Origin of the sequence: Variovorax sp. SRS16 (assembly GCF_901827165.1) — a bacterium.
Lineage (GTDB): Bacteria > Pseudomonadota > Gammaproteobacteria > Burkholderiales > Burkholderiaceae_C > Variovorax.
In genome coordinates this window covers 3,073,267-3,097,115 of sequence record NZ_LR594666.1, presented here as the reverse complement: position 1 = coordinate 3,097,115, position 23,849 = coordinate 3,073,267, and the positions used below count along the sequence as shown (strand labels likewise).

The 23,849-nt window shown below is 68.8% G+C and carries 25 protein-coding genes; 5 read left to right on the top strand and 20 right to left on the bottom strand.

The window, feature by feature from the left end:
* The first annotated feature begins 9 nt into the window (after nt 1-9).
* A complete protein-coding gene (locus tag E5P2_RS15005; protein ID WP_162567931.1) occupies nt 10-777 on the top strand; it encodes a TetR family transcriptional regulator in 768 nt (255 codons plus the stop codon).
* 13 nt (nt 778-790) lie between these two features.
* On the opposite strand, the gene E5P2_RS15000 is transcribed toward E5P2_RS15005, so the two are convergent.
* The 17 genes from E5P2_RS15000 to E5P2_RS14925 form a co-directional block, all read right to left on the bottom strand.
* Nucleotides 791-2,026 (bottom strand): cytochrome P450, encoded by a 1,236-nt coding sequence (locus E5P2_RS15000; RefSeq protein ID WP_162567930.1) that lies wholly within the window; start codon nt 2,024-2,026, stop codon nt 791-793.
* A complete protein-coding gene (gene bioB / locus E5P2_RS14995) occupies nt 2,023-3,066 on the bottom strand; it encodes a biotin synthase BioB (protein ID WP_162567929.1) in 1,044 nt (347 codons plus the stop codon). The genes E5P2_RS15000 and bioB overlap by 4 nt, the downstream gene beginning before the upstream one ends.
* A gap of 8 nt (nt 3,067-3,074) precedes the next feature.
* Nucleotides 3,075-3,815 carry a dethiobiotin synthase gene (gene bioD, locus E5P2_RS14990; protein ID WP_162567928.1) on the bottom strand — a complete coding sequence of 247 codons (741 nt, stop codon included), beginning with the start codon at nt 3,813-3,815 and terminating at the stop codon, nt 3,075-3,077.
* On the bottom strand, nt 3,812-5,044 hold the full coding sequence (bioF, locus tag E5P2_RS14985; RefSeq protein ID WP_162567927.1) for an 8-amino-7-oxononanoate synthase: 1,233 nt from the start codon (nt 5,042-5,044) through the stop codon (nt 3,812-3,814). Before bioF ends, bioD begins: the two co-directional genes overlap by 4 nt.
* Nucleotides 5,010-6,422: an adenosylmethionine--8-amino-7-oxononanoate transaminase gene (bioA, locus tag E5P2_RS14980; protein ID WP_162567926.1), complete on the bottom strand. Its 1,413-nt coding sequence runs from the start codon at nt 6,420-6,422 to the stop codon at nt 5,010-5,012. The genes bioF and bioA overlap by 35 nt, the downstream gene beginning before the upstream one ends.
* Nucleotides 6,423-6,440: 18 nt before the next feature.
* Nucleotides 6,441-6,563, bottom strand: coding sequence for a hypothetical protein (locus tag E5P2_RS38155; protein ID WP_269475679.1), 123 nt, complete (start codon nt 6,561-6,563; stop codon nt 6,441-6,443).
* 13 nt (nt 6,564-6,576) lie between these two features.
* Nucleotides 6,577-6,891 carry an EthD family reductase gene (locus E5P2_RS14975; protein WP_162567925.1) on the bottom strand — a complete coding sequence of 105 codons (315 nt, stop codon included), beginning with the start codon at nt 6,889-6,891 and terminating at the stop codon, nt 6,577-6,579.
* A 14-nt stretch (nt 6,892-6,905) separates the two neighbouring features.
* Nucleotides 6,906-8,396 carry a pyruvate carboxylase subunit B gene (locus E5P2_RS14970; protein ID WP_162567924.1) on the bottom strand — a complete coding sequence of 497 codons (1,491 nt, stop codon included), beginning with the start codon at nt 8,394-8,396 and terminating at the stop codon, nt 6,906-6,908.
* Nucleotides 8,393-9,742, bottom strand: a complete 1,350-nt coding sequence (locus E5P2_RS14965; RefSeq protein ID WP_162567923.1) for an acetyl-CoA carboxylase biotin carboxylase subunit — start codon at nt 9,740-9,742, stop codon at nt 8,393-8,395. Before E5P2_RS14965 ends, E5P2_RS14970 begins: the two co-directional genes overlap by 4 nt.
* A complete protein-coding gene (locus E5P2_RS14960) occupies nt 9,739-10,149 on the bottom strand; it encodes a Zn-ribbon domain-containing OB-fold protein (RefSeq protein ID WP_162567922.1) in 411 nt (136 codons plus the stop codon). The genes E5P2_RS14965 and E5P2_RS14960 overlap by 4 nt, the downstream gene beginning before the upstream one ends.
* On the bottom strand, nt 10,149-11,303 hold the full coding sequence (locus tag E5P2_RS14955) for an acetyl-CoA acetyltransferase (RefSeq protein WP_162567921.1): 1,155 nt from the start codon (nt 11,301-11,303) through the stop codon (nt 10,149-10,151). The genes E5P2_RS14960 and E5P2_RS14955 overlap by 1 nt, the downstream gene beginning before the upstream one ends.
* Nucleotides 11,304-11,305: 2 nt before the next feature.
* Nucleotides 11,306-11,833, bottom strand: a complete 528-nt coding sequence (locus E5P2_RS14950; protein ID WP_162567920.1) for an acetyl-CoA carboxylase biotin carboxyl carrier protein — start codon at nt 11,831-11,833, stop codon at nt 11,306-11,308.
* An 11-nt stretch (nt 11,834-11,844) separates the two neighbouring features.
* Complete coding sequence (locus tag E5P2_RS14945) at nt 11,845-12,606, bottom strand: SDR family NAD(P)-dependent oxidoreductase (protein ID WP_162567919.1); 762 nt, start codon at nt 12,604-12,606, stop codon at nt 11,845-11,847.
* 52 nt (nt 12,607-12,658) lie between these two features.
* Complete coding sequence (locus E5P2_RS14940; protein WP_162567918.1) at nt 12,659-13,306, bottom strand: 3-oxoacid CoA-transferase subunit B; 648 nt, start codon at nt 13,304-13,306, stop codon at nt 12,659-12,661.
* Nucleotides 13,303-13,968 carry a 3-oxoacid CoA-transferase subunit A gene (locus E5P2_RS14935; RefSeq protein WP_162567917.1) on the bottom strand — a complete coding sequence of 222 codons (666 nt, stop codon included), beginning with the start codon at nt 13,966-13,968 and terminating at the stop codon, nt 13,303-13,305. The genes E5P2_RS14940 and E5P2_RS14935 overlap by 4 nt, the downstream gene beginning before the upstream one ends.
* Before the next feature lie 14 nt (nt 13,969-13,982).
* Nucleotides 13,983-14,756, bottom strand: coding sequence for an ABC transporter permease (locus tag E5P2_RS14930; RefSeq protein ID WP_162567916.1), 774 nt, complete (start codon nt 14,754-14,756; stop codon nt 13,983-13,985).
* Nucleotides 14,757-14,839: 83 nt separating this feature from the next.
* Nucleotides 14,840-15,712, bottom strand: coding sequence for an ABC transporter ATP-binding protein (locus E5P2_RS14925; RefSeq protein WP_232080709.1), 873 nt, complete (start codon nt 15,710-15,712; stop codon nt 14,840-14,842).
* Nucleotides 15,713-15,827: 115 nt separating this feature from the next.
* Between E5P2_RS14925 and E5P2_RS14920 the strand changes: the two genes are divergently transcribed.
* From E5P2_RS14920 to E5P2_RS14905, 4 genes are read left to right on the top strand one after another with little or no spacing between them, the layout of a single operon-like run.
* The gene (locus E5P2_RS14920; RefSeq protein WP_162567914.1) at nt 15,828-16,586 is read left to right on the top strand and encodes a GntR family transcriptional regulator; all 759 of its coding nucleotides are present in this window, start codon (nt 15,828-15,830) and stop codon (nt 16,584-16,586) included.
* Between the two features lie 50 nt (nt 16,587-16,636).
* Nucleotides 16,637-17,689, top strand: coding sequence for an ABC transporter substrate-binding protein (locus tag E5P2_RS14915; RefSeq protein WP_162567913.1), 1,053 nt, complete (start codon nt 16,637-16,639; stop codon nt 17,687-17,689).
* Nucleotides 17,690-17,747: 58 nt separating this feature from the next.
* Entirely contained in the window at nt 17,748-18,989 is a 1,242-nt protein-coding gene (locus tag E5P2_RS14910; RefSeq protein ID WP_162567912.1) for an aconitase X, read from the top strand.
* A gap of 59 nt (nt 18,990-19,048) precedes the next feature.
* Complete coding sequence (locus tag E5P2_RS14905; protein WP_332107568.1) at nt 19,049-19,426, top strand: aconitase X swivel domain-containing protein; 378 nt, start codon at nt 19,049-19,051, stop codon at nt 19,424-19,426.
* Between the two features lie 52 nt (nt 19,427-19,478).
* Here the strand turns inward: E5P2_RS14905 and E5P2_RS14900 are convergent, their stop codons facing one another.
* From E5P2_RS14900 to E5P2_RS14890, 3 genes are all read right to left on the bottom strand, one after another.
* Entirely contained in the window at nt 19,479-20,474 is a 996-nt protein-coding gene (locus E5P2_RS14900; RefSeq protein WP_162567910.1) for an isopenicillin N synthase family dioxygenase, read from the bottom strand.
* 56 nt (nt 20,475-20,530) lie between these two features.
* Nucleotides 20,531-23,062, bottom strand: coding sequence for a membrane-bound PQQ-dependent dehydrogenase, glucose/quinate/shikimate family (locus E5P2_RS14895; protein ID WP_232080913.1), 2,532 nt, complete (start codon nt 23,060-23,062; stop codon nt 20,531-20,533).
* Between the two features lie 85 nt (nt 23,063-23,147).
* Complete coding sequence (locus E5P2_RS14890; protein WP_162567908.1) at nt 23,148-23,621, bottom strand: hypothetical protein; 474 nt, start codon at nt 23,619-23,621, stop codon at nt 23,148-23,150.
* Between the last annotated feature and the right edge of the window lie 228 nt (nt 23,622-23,849).

Here is a 23,849-nt window from a genome sequence, read left to right as displayed (position 1 = left end):
AAAAAATCGTTGGACCCCAGCATCGAACCCGGCGCACCGGCCAAGGCCGCCGCGGCGGGGGGCACCGAAGGGGGCGGCCCGACGCGGCGCGGCGCACCGCAGCCGCGCTCCGAGCAGCTCGAGGCGCGCATCCTCGACGCGGCGGTGTTCGAGTTCTCGGAGCATGGCTTCGCGGGCGCGCGCATCGAGCGCATCAGCCAGCGCGCGAAGACCGTGGACCGCATGCTGTACTACTACTACGGCAACAAGGAGCGGCTCTACCAGGCGGTGCTCGAAAAGATCTACGCCGACATGATCGGCGCGCAGCGCGACTTCGTGATGCCCAGCGATCCCGTCGAGGGCATGCGCCAGCTGGTCGAGCATTCGTGGGACCACTACGTCACGCATCCCGATCTCGTGCGCCTCTTGATGAACGAGAACCTGCTGCGCGGCAAGCACATCCAGGCCTCGGCGCAGGTCGAGCGGACCTCGTTCCCATTGGTGGAGACGGTGTCGGCGCTGCTGGCCAGCGGTCAGGCGAAAGGCGTGTTCCGCACCGACGTGTCATCGGAGCATGTGCTGATGACGATCATGTCGCTCGGCTTCTTCTACGTTTCCAACCAGTACACCTGTTCGCGCTGGATCGGTGCCGACCTGATGACGCGGCCGCGGCGTGCCAAATGGCGCGCGCACATCTGCGACGTGGTGCTGGAGTTTCTCGAGCCGCGCGACCGGGCGGCCGCGCGCAAGTCGGTGCCGGCGAAGAAGTCCGCGGCGAAGGCTGCGCTGGCCAGGTAGCGCCGGGGACGGCTCAGGCCTGCACGTTCAGCGCGTTCAACCCGCGATAGACCGGGTTGCCATTCCACTGCGCGACGCCATCGGCCGATCGCAAGCCCGGCCAGCGCTGCAGCAGCGCACCGAACACCGCCTGCGCCTCCATGCGCGTGAGCGCCGCGCCGATGCACGCATGCGGCCCCGAGCCGAAGGACAGCGAGCCCACGTCCTCGCGCGCGACATCGAGCGCATCCGGCTGCGCATGGCGCGCCGGATCCCGATTGGCCGCACCGATCAGCGCCACCACCAGATCCCCGCGCCGCAGCAGCTGCCCGTGCAGCACCAGATCGGTCGCCACCCGCCGGCCCGTGTACTGCACCGGGCTGTCATAGCGCAGCAGCTCGCGCACCGCGCCAGGCAGCAAGGCCGGCTCGCGCTGCAGGCGCTGCCACTGCGCCGGATGGTCCAGCAAGGCCTTCAACCCGTTGCCCAGCAGATTGCGCGTGGTCTCATGGCCTGCGAACAGCAGCATCGCGCACTGCGCCAGCAGCTCGGCGCCGCCCTCGATCCCGCCCGCCGCCTCGGCCTGCGCCAGCAGGCTCAGCAGATCGTCGCCGGGATGGCGCCGCTTGTGCGGCAACTCTTCTTCGAAGTAGCGCGTCATCGCCAGCAGGCTCGTCTGCGCGCGCCGTGCGAGTTCGCGCGTCGGTGCAGGTGCGCCGATGAAGGCCGACAGATCGTCGGACCAGGCCGCGAAAGCCTCGTGCGTCGCCGCCTCGATGCCCATCAGCCGGGTCATCACGCGCATCGGCAGTGGCCGTGCCACGGCCTGCATGAAGTCGAAGCTGGCTGCGCCCTCGACGGCATCCAGCAGATCGTCGATGGCCTGTTCCATGAACGGTGCCAGCCGCTGCAGCAGCTCGGGCCGGAAGCCCGCGTTCATCAGCTTGCGCAGCCGCGTGTGATCGGGCGCATCGACGAAGAGCATCGCGCGCGCGAAGACCTGCTGGAAGCGCGACAGCTCACCCGGCACCGCCTCGGCGTTGCGGACCCAGCCGCCCGTGCGCTGCGCCGAGAAGCGCGCATCGCGCAGCACCTTCTCCACGTCCGCATGGCGCGTGAGCAGCCAGGCGCCGCCGAAGAACTCCTCGCTCCAGTGGACCGGCCCGGCCTCGCGCAGCGCGCGGTAGGCGGGATAGGGGTCGGCCAGGAAGGCGGCGTCGACGATCGGGTGCCTCAACGCCGCGAGCGGCGCATCGAGGACTGCGCTCATGAAGCCTGGGCGCTGCGCTCGGCCGGCCGCTCGCCCTGCACCTTCAGGCCCAGCCGCTCGAACAGCGCCCGGTCGCGCTCGGCCTGCGGGTTGCTGGTGGTCAGCAGCTTGTCGCCATAGAAGATCGAGTTGGCGCCGGCCGCGAAGCACAGCGCCTGCAAGGCTTCGTCCATCTGCTCGCGCCCGGCCGACAGGCGCACCATGGTGCCCGGCATGGTGATGCGCGCCACCGCAATCGTGCGCACGAATTCGAAGGGATCGAGCGCCGGCGTGTCCGCCAGCGGCGTGCCCGGCACGGCCACCAGGTTGTTGATGGGCACCGATTCCGGATAGGGATCGAGGTTGGCCAGCTGCGCGATCAGGCCGGCGCGCTGCACCCGGCTCTCGCCCATGCCGACGATGCCGCCGCAGCAGACGTTGATGCCGGCCTCGCGCACATGGCCCAGCGTATCGAGCCGGTCCTGGTAGGTGCGGGTGCTGATGATGTCGCCGTAGAAGTCGGGGGCGCTGTCGAGGTTGTGGTTGTAATAGTCCAGGCCCGCATCCTTCAGGGCCTGCGCCTGTTCGGCTTCGAGCATGCCCAGCGTCATGCAGGTCTCGAGGCCGAGGGCGCGCACTTCGCGGACCATCTCGGTGACCTTCTCCATGTCGCGCTCCTTCGGGCTGCGCCAGGCCGCGCCCATGCAAAAGCGCGTGGCGCCCTGGGCCTTGGCGGCCTGGGCGGCTTCGAGCACTTCGGCCACGGGCATGAGCTTGCTGGCTTCGACGCCGGTATCGAAATGGGAGGACTGGGGGCAGTAGCCGCAGTCCTCGGCGCAGCCGCCGGTCTTGATGGACAGCAGGGTCGACAGCTGCACTTCGTTGGCGTCGAAGTGCGCGCGGTGCACCTGCTGGGCGCGGAACATCAGGTCCATGAAGGGCAGCGCGTAGAGCGCTTCGACATCGGCGACCGACCAGCGCGGGGGCGCCGACGGCGCCACGGCGGCTCGGGGGATGGACTTGCGCAGCGTGTCGACGGGGATGGAGGCGAGCGTGGTCATGGGTTCCTTCAGGAAGAGAAAACGGAAGAGCTTGAAGCAAGGACGCCGTGCAGTGCGGCGATATCCAGATGAGCGGCCACGGCCGCCGGCGACGGATCGGCCAGCCAGGGCACGACGCCCAGGCAGGGCGCGCCATGCCGGCGTTCGAATTCATGGCGCAGCGCGGCCACGTTGTCGTCGGCCCAGGGCATGTCGCGCACGACGCGGTTGCCGACCCAGCCGGCCAGCCTGAGGCCGCGCGAACGAATGGCTTCGGCGGTGAGCAGCGCATGGCTGATGCAGCCCAGCCGCAGGCCGACGACCAGCACCACGGGCAGGCCCAGGTCGGCGGCGAGATCGGCGGTGTCCCAGTCGGCACCGAGCGGCACGCAGAAGCCGCCGACGCCTTCGACCACCAGCACGTCGGCACGCGCGGCCAGGGCACAGGCCGCATCCAGCAGGGCGCGGCGGTCGATGGCGCGGCCTTCGAGCGCGGCCGCGATGTGCGGTGCGCAGGCGGCCTCGAACTGCATCGGGCCGACCTCGGCATCGGTCAGCGGCAGCGAGCCGGCATCGCGCAGCGCGCGCACGTCCTCGTTGACGCGCTGGCCGTCGATCAGGTCGATGCCGGCGGCCACCGGCTTGAGGCCGGCCGAGCGCCGGCCCGCCTCTGCGAACACATGCAGCAGCGCCGCGCTGATGCGGGTCTTGCCGATCTCGGTGTCGGTGCCGGTGACGAAGCAGCCGTGCAGCGCATGGGCTGGCTTCATGCCGTGGCCTCCGACAACAAGGCATCGGCCGCGTGCGTCAGGCCGTCGACCAGGCGCTGCACATCCTGCGGCGTGTGCGCGGCGCTGAGCGTGATGCGCAGCCGCGCGGTGCCGACCGGCACGGTGGGCGGCCGGATCGCCGGCACCCACAGCCCGCGCGCATCGAGCGCCGCCGCGAGCGCCAGCGCGGTGGCGTTGTCGCCGACGATCAGCGGCTGGATCGCGGTGTCCGAGGCGGCCAGTTGCCAGCCGAGGCCAGGCCGCGATGTGATCAGTGCCGCGAGCTGCGTGCGCAGCAGGCGGATCGATTCCCGCAATTGCGTGCGCCGCCGTTCGCCTTCGTCGCCGCCGATGAGCCGCAGGCTCGCGCGCAAGGCATGCGCCAGGGCCGGCGGCGTGGCCGTGGTGTAGATGTAGGGACGCGCGGTCTGCACCAGCCAGTCGATCACGCTCGGATGCGCGGCCACGAAGGCGCCGCCCAGGCCCGCGGCCTTGCCCAGCGTGCCCATGCAGATCAGCCGTTCGCTGCAAAGCCCGAAGTGCGAGAGACTGCCGCGGCCCTGTGCACCGAGCACGCCGAAGCCATGCGCATCGTCGACGATCAGCCAGGCATCGAAGCGCTCGGCCAGCGCGAGCAGTTCGGGCAGGTCGGCCAGGTCGCCGTCCATGCTGAAGACCGCATCGGTCACGATCAGCTTGACCGGCGTCGTGCAGCGCGCGAGCTGCTCCGCCAGCACGCGCAGGTTGCGGTGCGCGTAGCGCTGCATCGGCGCCTTGGCAAGCAGCGCGCCGTCGATCAGCGAGGCATGGTTGAGCTTGTCGGCGAAGACGGTGGCGCTGGCATCGCCCAGTGCGGTGAGCAGCGCCAGGTTGGCCATGTAGCCGGTGCAGAAGGTCAGGGCTTGTGCATCGGGGATGCAGGGTGCCATCCATGCGGCCAGGTCTTCTTCGAGCGCGGCATGCGCTTCGGAGTGGCCGCTGATCAGGTGCGAGGCGCCGCTGCCCGCGCCGTGGCGGCGTGCGCCTTCGGCCAGTGCTTCGATCAGCGTCGGGTGATTGGCCAGGCCCAGGTAGTCGTTGCTGCAGAACGCGAGCAGGTCGCGCGCCGCCTGGCCGGGCAGGGTGGCACGCTGTTGCGGCGCGCAGGGCGATTCGGCCGTGCGGCGCTGCCGGCGCAGGCCCTGCGCTTCGCGCTCACGCAGTTGCCGGTTCAGGTGGTCGATCAGCATCTATGGGGTTGAAGTTCAGGGTGTCGTCCAGGGTCGCGAGCACGCGCTCGGCAAGCCACGACGACAAGGTGCTGTCCAGCACATAGGGCGGCAGCAGATAGACGGTGCGGCCGATCGGACGGATCAGCAACTCGTTGGCCCGGCCCGCGAGATGGAAGCGTTCGGCGAAGCGCGCGCCGGCATGCGCTTCGCGCACGTCGAAGGCCCAGATCATGCCGCGCTGGCGCAGGTGCTCGATGCGCGGATCGCTCGCCAGCGGCGCGAGCGCTTCAGTGAGGACCGCAGCCTGCTCGCGGTTGCGCCGCAGCACGCCGTCCTCGGCGAAGCGGTCGAGCACCGCCAGCGCCGCGCGGCAGGCCAGCGCATTGCCGGAGTACGAATGCGAGTGCAGGAAGCCGCGCGCCACGTCGTCGTCGAGGAAGGCCTCGTAGATGGCATCGCGCGAGAGCACCAGCGACAGCGGCAGGTAGCCGCCGCTGATGCCCTTGGACAGGCAGACCAGGTCGGGCCAGATGCGCGGCTCGCCCGCCGGCACGGCCTGCTCGAACGCGAAGAAGCTGCCGGTGCGTCCGCAGCCGACGGCGATCTCGTCGGCGATCAGGTGCACCTCGTAGCGGTCGCAGAGGGCTCGCACCGCACGCAGGTACGACGGGTCGTGCATCGCCATGCCGGCCGCGCCCTGCACCAGCGGCTCGAGGATGAAGGCGGCGATGTGCGCGTGCCGGGCTTCGAACAGCGCTTCGAGTTCGGCCGCCGCGCGCCGCGCGACATCGGCCGCGGATTCGCCGTCCGCCGCCTGGCGCGCATCGGGCGACATCACCTGGTGCGCGCGCATCAGCAAGGGATCGTAGGCATCGCGGAACACCTGCACGTCGGTGACCGCCAGGGCGCCGAGCGTCTCGCCGTGGTAGCCGTGGCGCAGGCAGGCGAATTCGCGCTTGGTCTCGCGCCCGCGGTTGCGCCAGTGATGAAAGCTCATCTTGAGCGCGATCTCGACCGCCGAGGCGCCGTCGCTGGCGAAGAAGCAATGGCCGAGCACGCCGTCGGTGAGCGCCGAGAGGCGCTCGGCCAGCTCGACCGCCGGCGCATGCGTGCAGCCGGCCAGCATGATGTGCGGCAGCGTGTCGAGCTGCGCCTTCACGGCGGCGTTGATGCGCGCATCGGCATGGCCGAACAGGTTGACCCACCAGGAACTGGTGGCGTCGAAGTAGCGTCGTCCCGCCTCGTCGAAGAGCCAGGGGCCGTCGCCGCGCACCATCGCCAGCGGCGGCACCGTGGCCGCGCGCTGCATCTGCGTGCAGGGGTGCCAGATGGCGGCGACGCTGCGGCGCGCCAGGTCCGGCCGGGAGTCGTCGGCCAGGGGCCGGGGGCTGTTCATCGTCGTGCGTTTGCCGGGTCAATGCCCCGCCTGGAAGCCGACGGGATCTCGATGGACTTTAACCGCAGCATCGGCCATCCGGCTGAGAGCGGTTTCATAGGCCGCATCGGCGGCGCCGCCCCGAGAGGCTTCGACGGTCATGGCCCGCGTCCCGCTAGACGATCTTCACCTGGGGCTTGATCCAGGTGCGCAGCACCTTGGCGCCGGAGGCCTCGGTGTGCGCCCGGGCCGCGCTCCATTCCAGCGACTTGTAGGCGACCATCGCGGCCTCCCAGTCGTCGAAGCTCAGGGTGTCGGTGCCGCAGATGTCGGGCTCCTCGTTGCCTTCGCCGCGATCGGCCAGGTTGATGGTGTAGCCGCGCAGGCCCGGCATGCGGCGCGCGATCGGCGCGTGGTCTTCGAGCCACCAGCGGTGCTGCTCCTCCAGCGTCATGTGGTTGCGGAACAGGATGATTTCGATCTGGACCATGGTGTGTTCTTTCTTCAAGCGACCGTGGCGGCCGCGCTGTCGTTGTGGTTGGCGGAGAAATAGAAGTCCTTCTTGCGGACCTCGCAGACCTCGATGTTCTTCTTGCCCAGCAGCTCCTTGGCCAGGAGCGCGGCGGCGTTGGTCGCATGCGTCCACTTGCCGACGTTGAGCCGCGCGACGCGGTTGTCCTCCACCGTCTTGGCCGAATAGAAGATCTTGAGCGCGAGCTCCTCGTCGGACGCGCAGGGACCGAGTTCGCGCCGGTAGCGCGCCATCGCCGGCTCGATGGTCTGGCCCGGCGGCACGTCGATTTCCTTCTCGTCGCCGGCGATCAGCTCGCGCACCTGCGGGTCGATGGTGCCGACGACCTTGCCGTAGTAGCCCAGCACGTACTGCTTGATTTCCTGCGGCACCATCTGGTAGCGCTTGCCGCTCAGCACGTTGAGCACGCCCTGGGTGCCGACGTACTGCGCCATCGGGCTCACCAGGATCGGGTAGCCGAGGTCCTCGCGCACACGCACGATCTCGTCGAGCACTTCGGGCAGCCGGTGCGCCTGGCCCTGGTCGGTGAGCTGCTGCACCAGGTTGCTCATCATGCCGCCCGGCACCTGATGGCCTTCGTCGACCGATTGCACCGGCAGCACCTTGCCCTCGGGCCGGCCGCTGCGGCGCGTGAGCATGGAGAAGTAGCTCTGCATCTCGTCGATGGCGGCGCGATCGACCGGCGTGCCGTAGCCGTGCGCGGGCAGCGCATCCAGGATCGCATCGTGGCTCGGCAGCGAGTAGCCGTAGGCCAGCGGCCGGCTGGCCGTGTGCATGAGATCGACGCCGTTTTCGCCGAGCTTCAGCGTTTCGAGGTAGGTGTCCAGGCCGTGGCCCAGCGTGCAGTGCGAACGCAGTTGCAACTCGAGGCCCGGCGTGACCTTGCGCAGGGCCGGGATCAGGTGCGCGACCCGCTCCGGCGTGAGCAGCCCGCTCGGGTCCTTGATCTCCAGCGCATGCACGCCGAGGGCCACCAGGTCCTTGGTGCGCTGCACGAAATGCGCGTCGGTATGCACCGGGCTGACCGTGTAGGTGACGGCGCCGATGATGTGCATGTCCAGCCGCTTGGCGACCTTCACCGAGTATTCGAGGTTGCGCATGTCGTTGAGCGCGTCGAACACCATCACCGAACGGATGCCGTTGCGCCGCATCACCTCGAGCGTGAACTCGGTCACGTCGTCGGCGTACTGCATCCAGCGGAAGATGCTCTGGCCGCGCGTGTTGAAGTTGAGCGGCGTCTTCGTGATCAGGCCCGACAGCACGCGGATGCGCTCGAACGGATCTTCGGCGAGGTACATCATCGCGGAGTCGATGGCCGCGCCGCCGGTCAGGTCGATGACCGAGAAGCCGGCGTTGTCCATCGTTTCGGCGATCGGCGTCATCTCGCTGGTCGTCATGCGCGTGGCCCAGAGGCACTGCTGCGCGTCGCGCAGCGTGATGTCCATGAATTTCATCTGCTTCATGCTGCGAGCTCCTGTTGCGCGGCCTTTTCGATCCAGCGCGTGTTGTAGGCGGACTTGGCGAAGGCATCCGACCTGAGCAGGCGGATGTGGAAGGGGATCGTGGTGGTCAGTCCCTCGATCACGAACTCCTCGAGCGCGCGCAGCATCCGGCGGCGCGCATGCTCGCGGTCGACGTCCCAGACGATCAGCTTGGCGATCATCGAGTCGTAGTAGGGCGACACCAGGCTGCCGGCCTCGCAGTGCGTGTCGACGCGCACGCCCGGGCCGCCCGGCAGCACCAGGCGCGTGATGCGGCCCGGCGAGGGCATGAAGCCATGGTCCGGGTCTTCGGCGTTGATGCGGCATTCGATGGACCAGCCAGCGGTCTTGGCATGGCGCACGCGCTCGTCGATCGGCAGGCCCATCGCGATGCGCAGCTGCTCGCGCACCAGGTCGATCCCGTGCACCGCCTCCGTCACCGGATGCTCCACCTGGATGCGCGTGTTCATCTCGATGAAGTGGAAACTGCGGCGGTCGGCGTCGTAGAGGAACTCGATGGTGCCGGCGCCGCGGTAGTCGAGCGTGCGCACGATGCGCACCGCCGCGCCGCAGAGATCGTTGCGCAGGTCGCTGGTCAGCATCGGGCTCGGGCTTTCCTCGAGCAGCTTCTGGTGCCGGCGCTGCAGCGAGCAGTCGCGTTCGCCCAGGTGCACGTGGTTGCCGTGCGCATCGCTGAGGACCTGCACCTCGATGTGCCGCGCGTTGCCGATGTAGGTTTCCCAGTACACGGTGCCGTCGCCGAAGGCCTCCTGCGCCTCGTTGCTGGCCTGCATGAGGGACGCCGCGAAATCGGCGGCCTGCTCGACCACGCGCATGCCGCGTCCGCCGCCGCCGGCCGCTGCCTTGAGCAGCACGGGGTAGGGCAGCGTGCGCGCGAGCTTGTCGAGGTCCGCGCCGGGCTCGATGTTGCCGCCCGGCACGAGCGGAACGCCGATCGACTCGGCCAGTTTCTTGGCCGCGATCTTGTCGCCCATCTGGCGAATCGCATCCGGCGCCGGGCCGACGAACACCAGCCCTTCGGCGGCGCAGCGCTCGGCGAAATCCGCATCCTCGGACAGGAAGCCGTAGCCCGGGTGGATGGCATCCGCGCCGGTGGCCTTGGCGGCCTGGATGACGAGCGTCTTGTCGAGGTAGCTGTGCTTGGCCGCGGGCGGACCGAGGCGCAGCGACATGTCGCAGAGCTGGACATGGCGCGATTCGCTGTCGGCATCCGAATACACGGCCACGGTCTCGAGGCCGAGCTCCTTGCAGGCGCGCACGATGCGCAGCGCGATCTCGCCGCGGTTGGCGATCAGCACGCGCCTCATTGCCCGCGCTCCCGAAGACGGAAGACCGGCAGCCGCACGCCTTCGCGGAAGTCCTGGAACAGCAGCTCGACCGGCAGGTCGCACTGCACCTTGTCGGGCTTCGCGTCGACGATGTGCGAGAGCAGCACCACGCCTTCTTCCAGCCGCACCAGCGCCACGACGTAGGGCGTCGGCAGGTCCTCGTAAGGACCGCGATGCACCGTCGTGAAGGACCACACGGTGCCCTTGCCGGATGCCGGCACCCAGGCCGGATCGCGTTCGCCGCAGGCCAGGCAGAACGGCCTCGCGTAGTGCTGGTGCTTTCCGCAGGCGGCGCAGCGCTGGATCAGCAGCTTGCCCTCGGAGGCGGCCTTCCAGTAGGCGCCGGCGTAGCCGTCGGTTTCCGGCAGTGATCTTTGCAGGCCCATCAACGTACTCCCAATACGACGCTTGCATGCGCGCTGAAAATGCCACCCGTCGCGTGGCAGAGCGCTGTCTCGGCTTTCGGCACCTGGCGCTCGCCGCACTCGCCGCGCAGCTGGCGCACGGCCTCGATGAGCAGGAAGATGCCGAACATGCCCGGATGGCAGTACGACAGGCCGCCGCCCTGCGTGTTGACCGGCAGCGAGCCGCCGGGGCCGATGCGTCCGTCGGCCACCAGCGCGGCGGCCTCGCCGGGCTGGCAGAAGCCGAGGTTCTCCAGGCCGACCAGCACGTTGATGGTGAACGCGTCGTAGATCTGGATGACGTCGATCTCCTTCGTCGTGACGCCCGCCATGCCGAGCGCGCGCGCGCCGGTGACGGCGGAGCCGTGGTGCAGCAGATCGGGCACCTGCGACATCGCGTCGTGGGTGGTGGTCTCCGCGTAGCCGAGCACCTGCACCGGCCGCCTGGCCAGCGTCTTCGCGCGCTCCAGCGAGGTGACGATGACCGCGCCGCCGCCATCCGTGACGAGGCAGCAGTCCAGTGCGTGCAGCGGCGAGCTGACCATCGGCGAGGCGAGCACTTCCGCGACCGTCAGCGGCTCGCGCTTGAAGGCCTTCGGATTGAGCACGGCCCACTGGCGCGCGGACACGGCGACGTTCGCCAGCTGCTCCGGCGTGGCGCCGTAGTCGTGCATGTAGCGCTGGGCCACCATGGCATAGAAAGACAGCGGGTAGAGCGGCGCGTACACGGTCTCGTATTGCGCGGCCGAGGTGCCCGACTCGACGAAGCCTTCGAGCTTGCGCGCCCGCTTCGAACGCTGCACGCTGCCATAGGCGATCAGCGCGACCTCGCACAGTCCGGCCTGGATGGCGGCGCAGGCGTGGGCCAGATGCATCTCGAACGACGCGCCGCCGACCAGCGTGCTGTCGAGGTAGCGCGGCTGGATGCCCAGATGTTCCGACAGCTGGATGGCCGAGAAGCGCGACAGGTTGCAGGTGAATACGGCGTCCACCTGCGAGACTTTCAATCCGGCATCGTCGAGCGCCGCGAGCGAGGCCTGGACCGCGAGGTCGGTGGCCGTGCGGTCCGGCACCGTGCCCAGGTCGGACTCGGCGACGCCCGCGATGGCGCAGGGCTTGTTATTGACAACGGCCATGCTCAGCTCCGGGCCGCGTCGGGGCGGATCCACAGCATCGCGCTGCCTTGCTCCACCATCGCGGCGTTGGCGGCGACGATCTCGACCACGGTGCCGGCGCACGGCGCCTTGATCGTGTTCATGACCTTCATCACTTCGATGATGCAGAGGTCCGAGCTCTCCGACACCTTCTGGCCCACGGTGGCGAAGGGCGCGGCGTCCGGCGAGGGCGCGGCGTAGTAGACGCCCATCATCGGCGCGGTCACGGGCACCAGGCCCTCGCGCTGTTCGGGCGCCGACAGTTGTTTGGCCCTGGCCGGCGCCGCAGTGGCGGGCTTCGGCTGCGCCGGTGCGGCCGCAGCCGGCGCCGCAGCGGGTGCGAGCGCAGCGGCGGCCGATGCCATGCCCGCAGGCGCGGCGCTGCCCGCTTCGCGCGCGGTCTCGCGGCGCACGTGCAGCTTGAGGTCGCCGTATTCGAAGCGGACTTCGGCGGCGGGGAATTCCTCGATGATGCGAAGAATCTGGTCGACTTCCTTGAACGTGAGATTCATGTCGTCTCCTTTCAGGCGTAGACCGCCGGCCTGAAGCCGAACGCGAGATAGCCGCCGTCGACCGCCATCGCATGGCCGGTCATGAAGGACGCATCGTCGGAGGCCAGGAAGGCCACCGCGCTGGCGATCTCGTGCGGCTTGCCGTAGCGGCCCATCGGAATGCGCTCCTCGCGCCGGCGGCGTTCCTCGCCGACCTGCTCCTTGATCATCGGCGTCTCGATCTGCGCCGGCAGGATGGCGTTGACGCGCACCTTCTGCGGCGCCACCTCGCAGGCCAGGGTCTGGGTCAGCGCGATCACGCCGGCCTTGGACACGTTGTACGCGCCCATGCCGGTGCAGGCGCGCACGCCGTTGATCGAGGCGATGTTGATGATCGAGCCGCCGCCCTGCGCCACCATGTGGCGCGCCGCGACGCGGTTGCACAGGAAGACACCGGTGAGGTTGATCTGCAGGCAGCGCTCCCATTCGGCGGTGGCCTGGTCGAGCAGCTGCGCCATGGGCCGCACGCCGGCCGCGCAGACCAGCACGTCGATGCGGCCGTACTGCTCGACGACGCGGGCGAATGCCTGCTCCACGCTGGCCTCGCTGGCCACGTCGACGACCACGCCGAGCGCCTGGCCCTCGACCGCGCGCACGCCGGCCTGCACGGCGGCCTCGCTGGCGTCCATGACGACGACGCTCGCGCCCTCGGACTGGAAGAGTCCGCAGAGCTCCACGCCCATGCCGCCGCCGCCGCCCGTGATGGCGACGATCTTCTTGTTGAACCTTGACACTGGATATCTCCTTGTGGGTCTGATGAAGGGAATGGATCCGTCGCGCGCTGCGCTACTGGAGCCTGATCTGGACCGGGCCGCTCACGGCCGCCCGCATGTCGGATTCGGTGACGCCGGGCGCCAGTTCGCGCACCACGAAGCCCTCGTGCGTGCAGTCGATGACGCCGAGGTCGGTGAACACGGTGCTGACGCAGCGCGGCGCGGTCAGCGGGAAGGAGCATTCGGACACCAGCTTGGGCTGCCCGTCCTTGCCGGTCTGGCGCATCATCACCAGCACCTTCTTTGCACCGACGGCAAGGTCCATCGCGCCGCCGACACCGCCCACGCCCTTGGCGCCGGGCACGCGCCAGTTGGCGAGGTCGCCGCCGGCCGAGACCTGCAGCGCGCCGAGGATCGAGTAGTCGAGCCGGCCGCCGCGGATCAGCGAGAAGGAATCGGCCTGATGGACGATGGCCGCGCCGCGCACCAGCGTCACCGGCTTCTTGCCCGCATTCACGATGTCGGGGTCGGCCTGGCCCGGCAGCGGGTCGGGGCCCATGCCGATGATGCCGTTCTCGCTGTGCAGCAGCACGTCCACCCCGGCCGGTAGGTGGCCCGCGACCGCCGTCGGCAGGCCGATGCCCAGGTTGACGCAGGCGCCGTCCGGCAGCTCGGCCGCCACGCGGCGAGCGAGCTCGGTGTCGCTCCAGCCCCTGCTCATTGCAGCGTCTCCACGATCTGGTTGACGAACACGCCGGGTGTGTGCACGTCGTCCGGGTCGATGTCGCCCAGCGGCACGAGCTCCCGGACCTGCGCGATGGTGTGGCGCGCGGCCATCGCCATCAGCGGATTGAAGTTGCGGCTGGCCAGCCGATAGCGCAGGTTGCCGGAGCGGTCGGCACGGTGCGCGGCCACCAGCGCGAAGTCGCCGACGATGGCCTTCTCGTACACATAGCCGCGGTCGTCGATCACGCGCGTTTCCTTGCCTGCCGTCAGCTCGGTGCCGTAGCCGGTGGGCGTGAAGAAGCCGGCGAGGCCGGAGCCGCCGGCACGCAGGCGTTCGGCCAGCGTGCCCTGCGGAACCAGCTCGACCTCGACGCCGCCTTCCGCATGGGCGGCGAAGAAATGGTCGGCGCCCTGCTGCGAAGGGAAGGAGGCGATCAGGCGGCTGACGCGCCGGTGCTTGAAGAGCAGCGAGAGGCCGCGCTCGCCGGTGCCGGCATTGTTGGACACCAGCGTCAGGTCATGGACGTCGCGGCTGGCCAGCGCATCGACCAGTTCGAGCGGCACGCCGATGTCGCCGAAGCCGCCGACGAGGATGACGCTGCCGCTTCGCACGGCCGCGACGGCGGCGGCCGCCGAGTCTTTGAGTTTGTCGATCAATGGAGTCTCCAGGCTCAGCGTCCGCGCCAGTGCACCAGGCGCGACTCGAGCAGGTTGAGGAACAGGTTCAGCAGCAGGCCGATCGCGCCGATCAGCGCGATGCCGATGAACACGACGGGGATGCGGAAGGTCAGCGCGGCGTCGGCGATCATGTAGCCCAGGCCCGACTGGGCACCGGTCAGTTCGGCCGCCACGACGACCGCCCAGCTCAGCGCCATGGCCACCTTCAGGCCGGTGAAGATCTGCGGGATGGAGGCCGGGAAGACGATGCGCGTGAACAGCTGGAACCGCGTCAGGCCGAGCGACTTGGCGGCCCGCAGGTAGGCGATGGGCACGTTGGCCGCGCCGGCATGCGCGTTGACGTGCACGTAGTTGAAGGAGGTCCAGAAGATCAGGATCACCTTGCCGACCTCGCCCAGGCCGAAGTAGAGGACCACCATCGGAATGAACGCGATCGGCGGGATCGGGCGCACGAAGGCCATGATCGGCGACGCGATCGCGCCGCCGACGCGGCTGAAGCCCGTCAGCAGTCCGAGCGGCACGCCGAACAGCACGCCCAGAGCGAAGCCGGCCAGCGTCCGGTAGAGGCTGATCTCGATGTGCTGCCACAGCGAGGCGTCCTTGTAGCCTTCCCTGACCAGCACCACCGTCTCGCGGAACAGCTCCGCGGGACTCGGCAGATAGCCCTGCGGTATCCAGCCGGACGTGCTGACGATCTGCCACGCGAGCGCCAGCACGATGACCGCCAGCGTGGAGATGGTGAGGGACGGCACGAAAGGTAGCTTCATGGAGGCCTTCGATGGAGGTTGCGCCGCGTCGGTTGCCTGCAGCAAAGCCCCGGGCGCGACGGCGGAGGACGTGTTTCTCATGATCAGTGCACCTCCATGCGGCGATCGGCGCTGCGGGCGCCGCCGTGCACGGCGTCCGCGGCCTGCTGCACGGCCTCGAGCAGCTTGGCCTGCAAGGCCACGAACTCCGGGGAGCTGAGGAACTGGTAGCTGCGCGGCTTGGGCTCGGTGACTTCGATCTTGACCTTCACCTTGCCGGGCCGGCCCGTCATGACCACGACGTGATCGGAGATGTAGATCGCCTCGGCCACGTCGTGCGTGATGAAGAAGATGGTCGGCCGGAACACCTTCCACAGATCGAGCAGCAGGCGCTGCATCATCAGCCGCGTCTGGTAGTCCAGTGCGCCGAAGGGCTCGTCCATCAGGAGGACCCTGGGTTCGCTGATGAGCGCACGCGCGATCTGCACGCGCTGCTGCATGCCGCCGGACAGCTGGTAGGGATAGTGGCGCTCGAAGCCGCTGAGGCCGACCTCGCGCAGCAGGTGCGTGGCGCGGGCTTCGCGTTCGGCGGCGCAGACGCCGCGGCACTTCAGGCCCAGCGTCACGTTGTCCATCACGCTAAGCCACGGAAACAGGGAAGGGTGCTGGAACACCACCGCGCGGTCCATGCCCGGCTCGCTGACGGCGTGGTTGCCTGCGTAGACGCCGCCGGCGCTGACGGCTTCGAAGCCGGCCACCAGATTCAATGCGGTCGACTTGCCGCAGCCGGTGGGACCGACGATGGAGAAGATCTCGGAACTGGCGATCTCCAGGTTGAAGTCATCCAGCGCCAGCGTGGCGCCGGTGCTGCCTTTGGCGCCGGGATAGCGCTTGGTCACGCCGCGAAAGGAAATGCTGGAACCGCCCGAAGGCGGGCGGCCGTCCGGGGCGCGGGCAAGGGTCTCGACTGTCTCCATCTTCATTGCTCCGTTCAGAGGGTTTGGGCTTGCGAACTTCTAAGTTGTCTGCTATTGTATGCACATCATAGCAAACATATTCGGCAATGCAAGCAGATTTGAGAAAGACAGACAGATGAATGCCCTGCTCGAAAACCTCGAACGCGAAAGCGACCGCTCTCTCTATGAGCAAGTCACCGACCGGCTGCGCGGCCACCTGGTGGCGAACATGGCGGTGGGCCAGCAACTGCCCACCGAGGCCGAACTGGTCGAGGTGTTCTCCGTCAGCCGCTCCACGGTGCGCAAGGCGGTCCAGCAACTCGTGGACGAAGGCGTGCTCACGCGCCGGCAGGGCAAGGGCACCTTCATGGCACGGCCGACGCCGAAGATCGTCCATTCGATCGACCGGCTCGCGCCTTTCATGGAGACCTTCCGCAACGCCGGGGAAGACCTTCACACCGAGCTCATTCATTTCGGCTGGGTCGATGCGCCCAGCCTTCCGGATGCGCTCCAGGCCTGGGACAAGCCGGTGCTGTCCTATCAGCGGCTGTATGTGTCGGGCGGCATTCCGCACGCGGTCACCCGCATCGATCTGCCGCATCACCTCGGCCGCAAGCTCAGCCAGTCGGATGTCGAGGCGCAGCCGCTCTACAACGTGCTGTCCAAGAAGCTGCGCATCTCGCTGTCGCGCGCGGAGTTCCTGGTCAGTTGCCGCCAGCCCACGCCGGAGCTGAGCCAGAAGCTGGAGCTGTCGCAAAGCACCTTCCTGCTGGTGCTGGAGCGCATCACGCGCGACACCGACGGCAACCCGGTCGAGATGACGACCCACTTCCTGCGACCCGACGTCTATCAGCTGAGCGTCGCGCTCGACGACGTGCACGCCCGGAAGTCCTAGCCCCATTCATGCAAACGCCGCCAGAGGCATACACAAAGAAGGAGACAACCATGTTCAGCAGATTCGTTCGCCAATTGATGGCCGTCACGGCGCTGGCCGCCGCGTCGGTGATGCCACAGGTCCAGGCTCAGCCTGCCGCCGCGCCGCCGGACGGCGCACTCACGCCGGTGAACATCGGCTTGCCGATCTCCAACTACTGGCCCGCCTACATCGCGCGTGACCTCAAGCTGTTCGAGAAGGTCGGGCTCGCACCCAAGTTCTTCATGTTCCAGTCCGGCGCACCGCTGATCGCGGGCATGAAGAGCGGCAGCCTCGACGTCGCCTGGACCGGCCTCGCGACGCTGTTCATGCTGGGGCAGGGCATCCCGCTGAAGTTCGTGCTGGTGCCGCTGGATTCGTCGAGCCAGATGGCCTACGTGGTCAATCCCGCGAGCGGCATCGAGAGCTACAAGGACATCGCCAAGAGCAAGAACATCGGCGCGTCGACCGCCACCTGCTCGGAGGTGTCGATGGTTCTCGCGGCGCGTGCGGCCGGCACGCAGCGCTCGGCGCTGCACGCCTCGAACCTGGCGCCGAACCTGATGCAGACGGCGCTGCAGAACGGCCAGATCGACTCCGCCTTCATGTGGGGCCCGTGGAACCTGCTGTGGCGCGATGCCGGCTACAAGATCGTCAACTGGGACAAGGACTTCATGAAGGACGGCGGCGTGTGCGCCACGACGGTGGCGATCCGCCCTGATTTCCTGAAGACGAATCCGTCGGTGGGCTGCAAGCTGGTGAAGGTGCAGGCGCTGGCGATGGAGGCGGCGCGCAAGGATCCGGAGCATGCGATCCGAACCATGCAGGAAGCCTTCAACATTCCCTACAAGACGGCCAAGGAAACCTACGAGACGCTGCTGATCCCGTCCATCGAATCGCAGCTCAAGCCCGATTCGCCGTGGACCTTGTCCAACAAGTCGGCCGGCCTGACCGAGAAGCTGTTCGTCGCGGGCGAAGCGCTGCGCGAGGCGAAGGCGATCACGCAGCCGATCTCGCGCGCCACGATCGCCGAGGCGGTCGATGACAGGTACATCCGCGAATACCTCGACAAGGACTGCAAGTAAACCTCAACGCCATCGCCTCACCATCGCTATGAACACCGAAACACCGGACACCGGGTCCATGAAGTTGAACGCCGACGAACTCGCCATGCTGCGCGGCGAGCGCGGCAAGGCCGTGCAGAAGGCCATCCAGTTCCAGATCGAGGTCGGCAACTTCTTCGGCGCGCGGCACTTCGTTCCCATCACCAACGCGCACGTCATGGGCGACATCGAGGTGATGGGCGAAGGCGGCCTCGCGCACCTGCGCGAGATGTCCGAGCACCACGCGCAGTGCGCCGTGCCGACTTCGAGCAACGCGCGCTGCATGCACTTCGACACTGTCGACGAGCTGCGCCAGGACCCGGCCGACATGGTGAAGGAGCGCGAGATCATCGTGCGCCTGCGCGACATGCGCGTCGCCACCACCGACACCTGCATCAACTACCAGACCGTCTACCAGCCCAAGATCGGCGAGCACGTGGCCTGGGGCGATACGGGGACGGTGATCTACGCGAATTCGGTGTTCGGCGCCCGCACCAACTACGAGGCGGGCAACGCCAGCTTCGCGGCGGCCGTGACCGGGCGCACGCCGGCCTATGGATTCCACCTCGACGAGGCTCGCCGCGGAACGCTCTCGGTCGACCTGCAGGCGAAGATGACGGACCTGGCCGACTGGGGCGCGCTGGGCAAGATCATCGGGCATCCGAACCAGGACTATTTCGCCGTGCCGGTGATCCAGGGCGTCAAGGAAACGCCCTCGTCGGATGCGCTCAAGCACCTGGGTGCATCGCTGGCCAGCTATGGCTCGATGGCGATGTTCCACATGGTCGGCGTCACGCCCGAAGCGCCGAGCGCCGAGGCGGCCTTCGGCGGCAAGCTGCCGACCTCCGAGATCACGGTCACGCAGGCCGATCTGGATGCCGTGTACCAGGCCTACAGATACGTCGACGGCGCGCACAACATCGTGGTGTTCTCGGCGCCGCAGCTGTCGATCTTCGAGATGCAGACGATGGCGCAGCTGTTCAGCGGCCGCAAGGTTGCGCCGGGCATGCACGCATTCGTCACCACCAACCATGCGGTGTACAGCGATGCCAAGCGACTGGGCTACGTCGACACGCTCGAGGCGGCGGGGGTCAGGCTGCTCCAGGGCGTGTGTTTCTACATCCTGCAGCGGCTGTCCAGCATCCGGCAGGAGAACGACTGGACGAACCTGATCTCCAACTCGGGCAAGCTGGTCAACACCATCACGGCGCACCGGTTCAACACCGTGCTGCGCCGCACCGCCGACTGCGTGGACATCGCATGCACGGGAGAACTCAAGTGAACGCGCGCATCGAAGTCAGGAGGGCCTGGGGTCCGGTGGTCGAGGGCGAGGCGCTGGTGATGCGGGAAGGCTTCAGCCCGCGCTACGACCTGGACCGCACGACGGGCGTCATCTCCCGCATCGGTCACAGCGCGGAAGGAGAGTCCGTGATCGATCGGATCCTCGTCATCCCGACCGTGAAGGGCGGGGTGGCCGGCGGATGGGCCTTTCTCGACATGCTGCACAAGGGCATCGCGCCGAAGGCATTGGTGTTCGGCCGGCTCAACCCGGTGATGGTGCAGGGCGCCGTGCTGGCCGGCATGGCGATCACCGAAGGCTGGTCGTCGGACGCGTTGACGCTGATCGGGACGGGCGACCGCATCCGCATCGATCCGGCGGCGAGGACCATTTCCATCGTCGCGGTGCACCGGCAGCCGATGCTTCAGCGCGTCAGGTAGGTTCGAGGCCGGCCGCTCGCCGCTTGCCGGAAGGATCCCGCGCAGCCATGCTTCACAGGACTTCGCGCACCAGCTGCGGAAACACCTTCGATACCTTGTCCAGCAGATAGTCCCCGTAGCGGCCGTTGAATGCATGCACGTTGGCGCGATCCCAGCGCAGCGCACTGTCGTCCTCGGCATGGCCGCCGGGCAGCCCTTCGATGCGGGCCACGCGGGCCTCGAAGTTCGGATCGAAGAAGAGCGGAAAGGACAGCCGGTCGCGGCCCGAGGTGTTGCGCACCACGCGGTGCGGCGTCGAGCGGTACAGGCCGCCGGTCATGCGGTCGAGCATGTCGCCGATGTTGATGACGAAGGCGCCCGGCACCGGCGTGGCATCGACCCAGCTCGCGGCGGTGCGCACCTGCAGGCCACCGATGTCGTCCTGATGCAGGAGGGTGAGCAGGCCGTAGTCGGTGTGCTCGCCGACGCCCCATGCCACATCGAGTCCGGCCGGTACCGGCTGCGTCGGATAGTTGAAGAGGCGAAAGAGGATCAGCGGCTCGGCCGTGTAGCGGTCGTGGAAATAGCCGGCCTCGAGCCCGAGGCTCAGCGCGATGCCTTCCATCAGGCGATGGCCCAGTTGCGTGACGGCATCCATGTAGTCGAGCAGGGTCTGCCCGAAGCCCTCGATGTCGGGAATGAGGTTGCGGCCATGCACGGGCGTGCGGGCCCGCACGAGGGGATGGTCGTCCGCAAGCTCGGTACCGAGGTAGAGGCCTTCCTTCCAGTCGGGCCGGCCCGAGGTGAGTTCGCCGCCGAGCGGAAAGTAGCCGCGCCAGGCCCGGCCGCCGAGCGCCATGCGCCAGCGCATCTTGGTCGCCTCGTCGAGCGCGAAGAAGCGGCGGCTCAGTGTTTCGAGCCGATGCGTCAGCGCCGGATCCACGCCGTGGCCGATGGCATAGAAGAAGCCGTGCGCGCGGCAGGCGGCGCCGATCTCGGCGGCCACCGCGGCGCGCGCCGGGGTGGCGGCGACCAGTGCGGCGATGTCGATCAACGGGAGCGCGTTCATGGGCTGTCGTCCGGCATGCGAGGGGCACAGTCTCGCACGGCGCGTGGCGTGTGGTGCTAGCGCTTCGGCAACGCGTACGCGATCACCGAGTCACCCGCCTTGGTGCCCGTCGAGCCGTGCCCGCCGGCGACCACCAGCAGGTACTGGCGGCCATCGGCGCCGGTGTAGGTCATCGGCGTGGCCTGGCCGCCCGCGGGCAGGCGGCTGCGCCACAGCTCGCGTCCGCTCGCGATCTCGTAGCCGCGCACGTAGTTGTCGAGCGTGCCCGAGAGAAAGGCCACGCCGCCGGCCGTCATCACCGGGCCGCCCAGGTTCGGCACGCCCATGCGAAACGGCAGCGGCACGGGCGACAGGTCGCGCACCGTGCCGTTGCGGTGCTTCCATGCGATGCGGCCGGTGCGCAGGTCGACGCCTGCGACATAGCCCCACGGCGGCGCCTGGCACGGGATGCCGATCGGCGAGACGAAGGGACTGAGCTTCACCGCGAAGGGTGCGCCGAAGTTCTCGTTGAGCGCCGGCAGGCTGCCTTGCGGCGGCCCCTTGTCCTGGACCATCAGCGCCTTGTCGTCCGGCCGCGGCACCAGCTTCGACACGAAGGCCAGGTAGGTGGGCGTGGTGAAGGCAGCCTGGCGCGTCGGATCGACCGCGATGCCGCCCCAGTTGAAGGTGCCGAAGTTGCCCGGGTAGATCAGCGAGCCCTGCACCGAGGGCGGCGTGAAGCGGCCCTCGTAGCGCAGCCGCTGGAAGGCGATGCGGCAGGCGAGCTGGTCGAACATCGTGACGCCCCACATCTGGCGGCCGCTGAGCGGGGGTGGATCGAAGGACAGCGCCGAGCGCGGCTGCGTCGGCGCCGAATGGTCGCCCTGTGCCGCGCCCTGCGGTGCCGGCGTCTCGGTGACCGGCAGCAGCGGCGTGCCGGTGCGGCGGTCGAGCACGAAGAGTTCGCCCTGCTTGGTCGGCTGTACCAGCGCCGGCACGGTGGCGCCGTTGACCGTGAGGTCGAACAGCGTCGGCTGTGCCGGCACGTCGTAGTCCCACAGGTCGTGGTGCACGGTCTGGAAGCGCCAGCGCACCTTGCCGTTCGCGAGGTCGAGCGCGACCACCGACGACGAATAGTTTTCGACCGCAGGGCTGCGCCGGCCGCCCCATTGATCGGGCGGCTGGTTGCCCATCGGCAGGTAGACCATGCCCAGCGCTTCGTCGACGCTCGCGATCGACCAGCTGTTGGGCGAGTTGACGGTGTAGGTCTGCCCCGGCGCGATCGGCTCGGTGCTGTCAGGGTTGCCGGAATCCCAGTTCCACACCAGCGCGCCGGTGTCGATGTCGAAGGCGCGGATCACGCCGGACTGTTCATGCGTCGACAGGTTGTCGAGCACGGTGCCGCCGACGATCAGCAGCTTGCGCGTGACCACCACCGGCGAGGTCGAATAGTAGGAGCCCGGGTCGAGATTGGGCATGTGCGCCCACAGGTCGATCTGGCCCTTGCCGCCGCCGAAGTCCTTGCAGACGGCGCCCGTGTCGGGATCGAGTGCAATGAGGCGGCCGTCCGCGGTCGGCATGAAGAGCCGGGCCGGGCAGTGGTCGATCGCATGGCCGCTGTCCGCGGCCACCGGCTGCGCGGCCTGGCCGGACGTGGCGAGCTCGGGCGGTGCGGGTGGCGAGGGGGCAGGTTCGGATGCGGGCGCGGACGCGGATGCCGGTTCGGCAGCGGGCGCCGGCGCGGATGCCGGCTCGGCCGGTGCCGTCGCCGCGGCCTGCACCGTCGGCGTTGCCTCGCTGCGCGGCGGCTGGTACGACAGGCCGCGGCAGGTCAGGTGCTGCAGCGCCAGCTTGCCCTGGATCTTCGGGTCGTAGCGCCACAGCTGCGCGCCCGTGGTGGCGTCGAGCGCGATCACCGACTGGTGCGGCGTGCACAGGAACAGCCGCTCGCCCACCTTGAGCGGCGTCACCTCGTCGGTCGTCTCTTCGGGGTCGCCGCTGCGGCCGCGCAGGTCGCCGGTCTGGATCTGCCAGGCGACCTGCAGCTGGTCCACATTGGCCGGCGTGATCTCGCCGAGCGGCGAATAGCGTTGGCCATAACCGGTGCGGCCATAGGCATGCCATTCGCCGGGCGGCACCACATCCTCGGGGCCGCCGAGCGCGGGCGTGGCGTTGCCCGCCGCGCCGGGCAGCTGCCCGATGATCTCGTGCGGATCGCGCGTCCAGGACAGCACCGCCACGACCACGAACAGCACCAGCGCCATGGCGAGCGCGAGGCCGCCGTCGCGGCGCAGCGAGACCGGCGCCGGATCGGCCTGCCCCGGCACGTCGTGGACCAGCCGCTGCGTCACCCACGGCGTCAGCAGCAGCAGGCCGAACACGAACAGCACGTCGAGCCGTGCGGCCAGCGGCCACCAGTCGAGGCCCGCCTCCCACACGGACCACACCAGCGAGGCGCCGAAGAGCAGCGCATAGACCCACAGCGCTGCCGGCTGGCGCCGCATCAGCAGCCAGCCCGTGGCCAGCAGTCCGGCGCCTGCCGCCACGTAGTAGCCGCTGCCCTGCAGCACCGCGAGCCAGATGCCGCCGCCGGCCACGCCCAGGCCCATGAGCAGCAGAAGGAGCGCGACGATGTTGATCGCGGCTTCGCCGCGCGGAGGTACCGGGTTCGGGATGTCGTCGCCGACCATGGCGTCAACGCAGCAGGGCGAAGGCCGCCACCGCCGTGGCCAGCGCGCCCAGCACGACCCAGCCCTTCGACAGCCGCGGCTGGGTGACGGCGCGGTAGGCCTCCAGGCGCGCGGGGAGCGTGCGGATGTCCTCGATCGGCCGGTGCGGCGCGAAGCGCTCGTCCTTGTCGATCGCCGACAGCGTCGAGGCCAGGGTAGCGGCGTTCCTCGGGTTGCGCTCGCCCTGGGCGTTCTGGACGTAGGCCGCGAAGGCCTTGCCCTGCGCGGTGAAGCCGATGTCCTCGCCGCTCATGACCAGCACGCCATGCTCGATCAGCGCGTCGAGGCCGCGGCGTATGGAGGGCCGTTCGTCCACCGGCACCGTGGCCTGCAGGCCCGTGCGCGAGGTCCTGGCCGCGCCGCTGGTGGCGCAGCGATCCTGCACGAGCGTCGCGAGAACGCCTGCGAAAGTTTCCCGCTCGGTCAGTTCCAGTGCCATTGAAGATACCTCGTCATCTGCGCAGCCGCTGCCGACAGGATAGCTGCGGCGTCCTCGAAGGCCGTAGGCGGTCTTCATCAAGCACGCTAGGATTTTCCCGCACGACCGTCCGGACCGCGGCGCTCATTCTGGGCTAAGTCTCCCCTCATTCCCGGCTCATTCTGGCTGCCTAGAGTGCCAGCAGGTCCTCCGTACGGCGTTCGTGCCGTGCGGGGCAGAACCGAGATT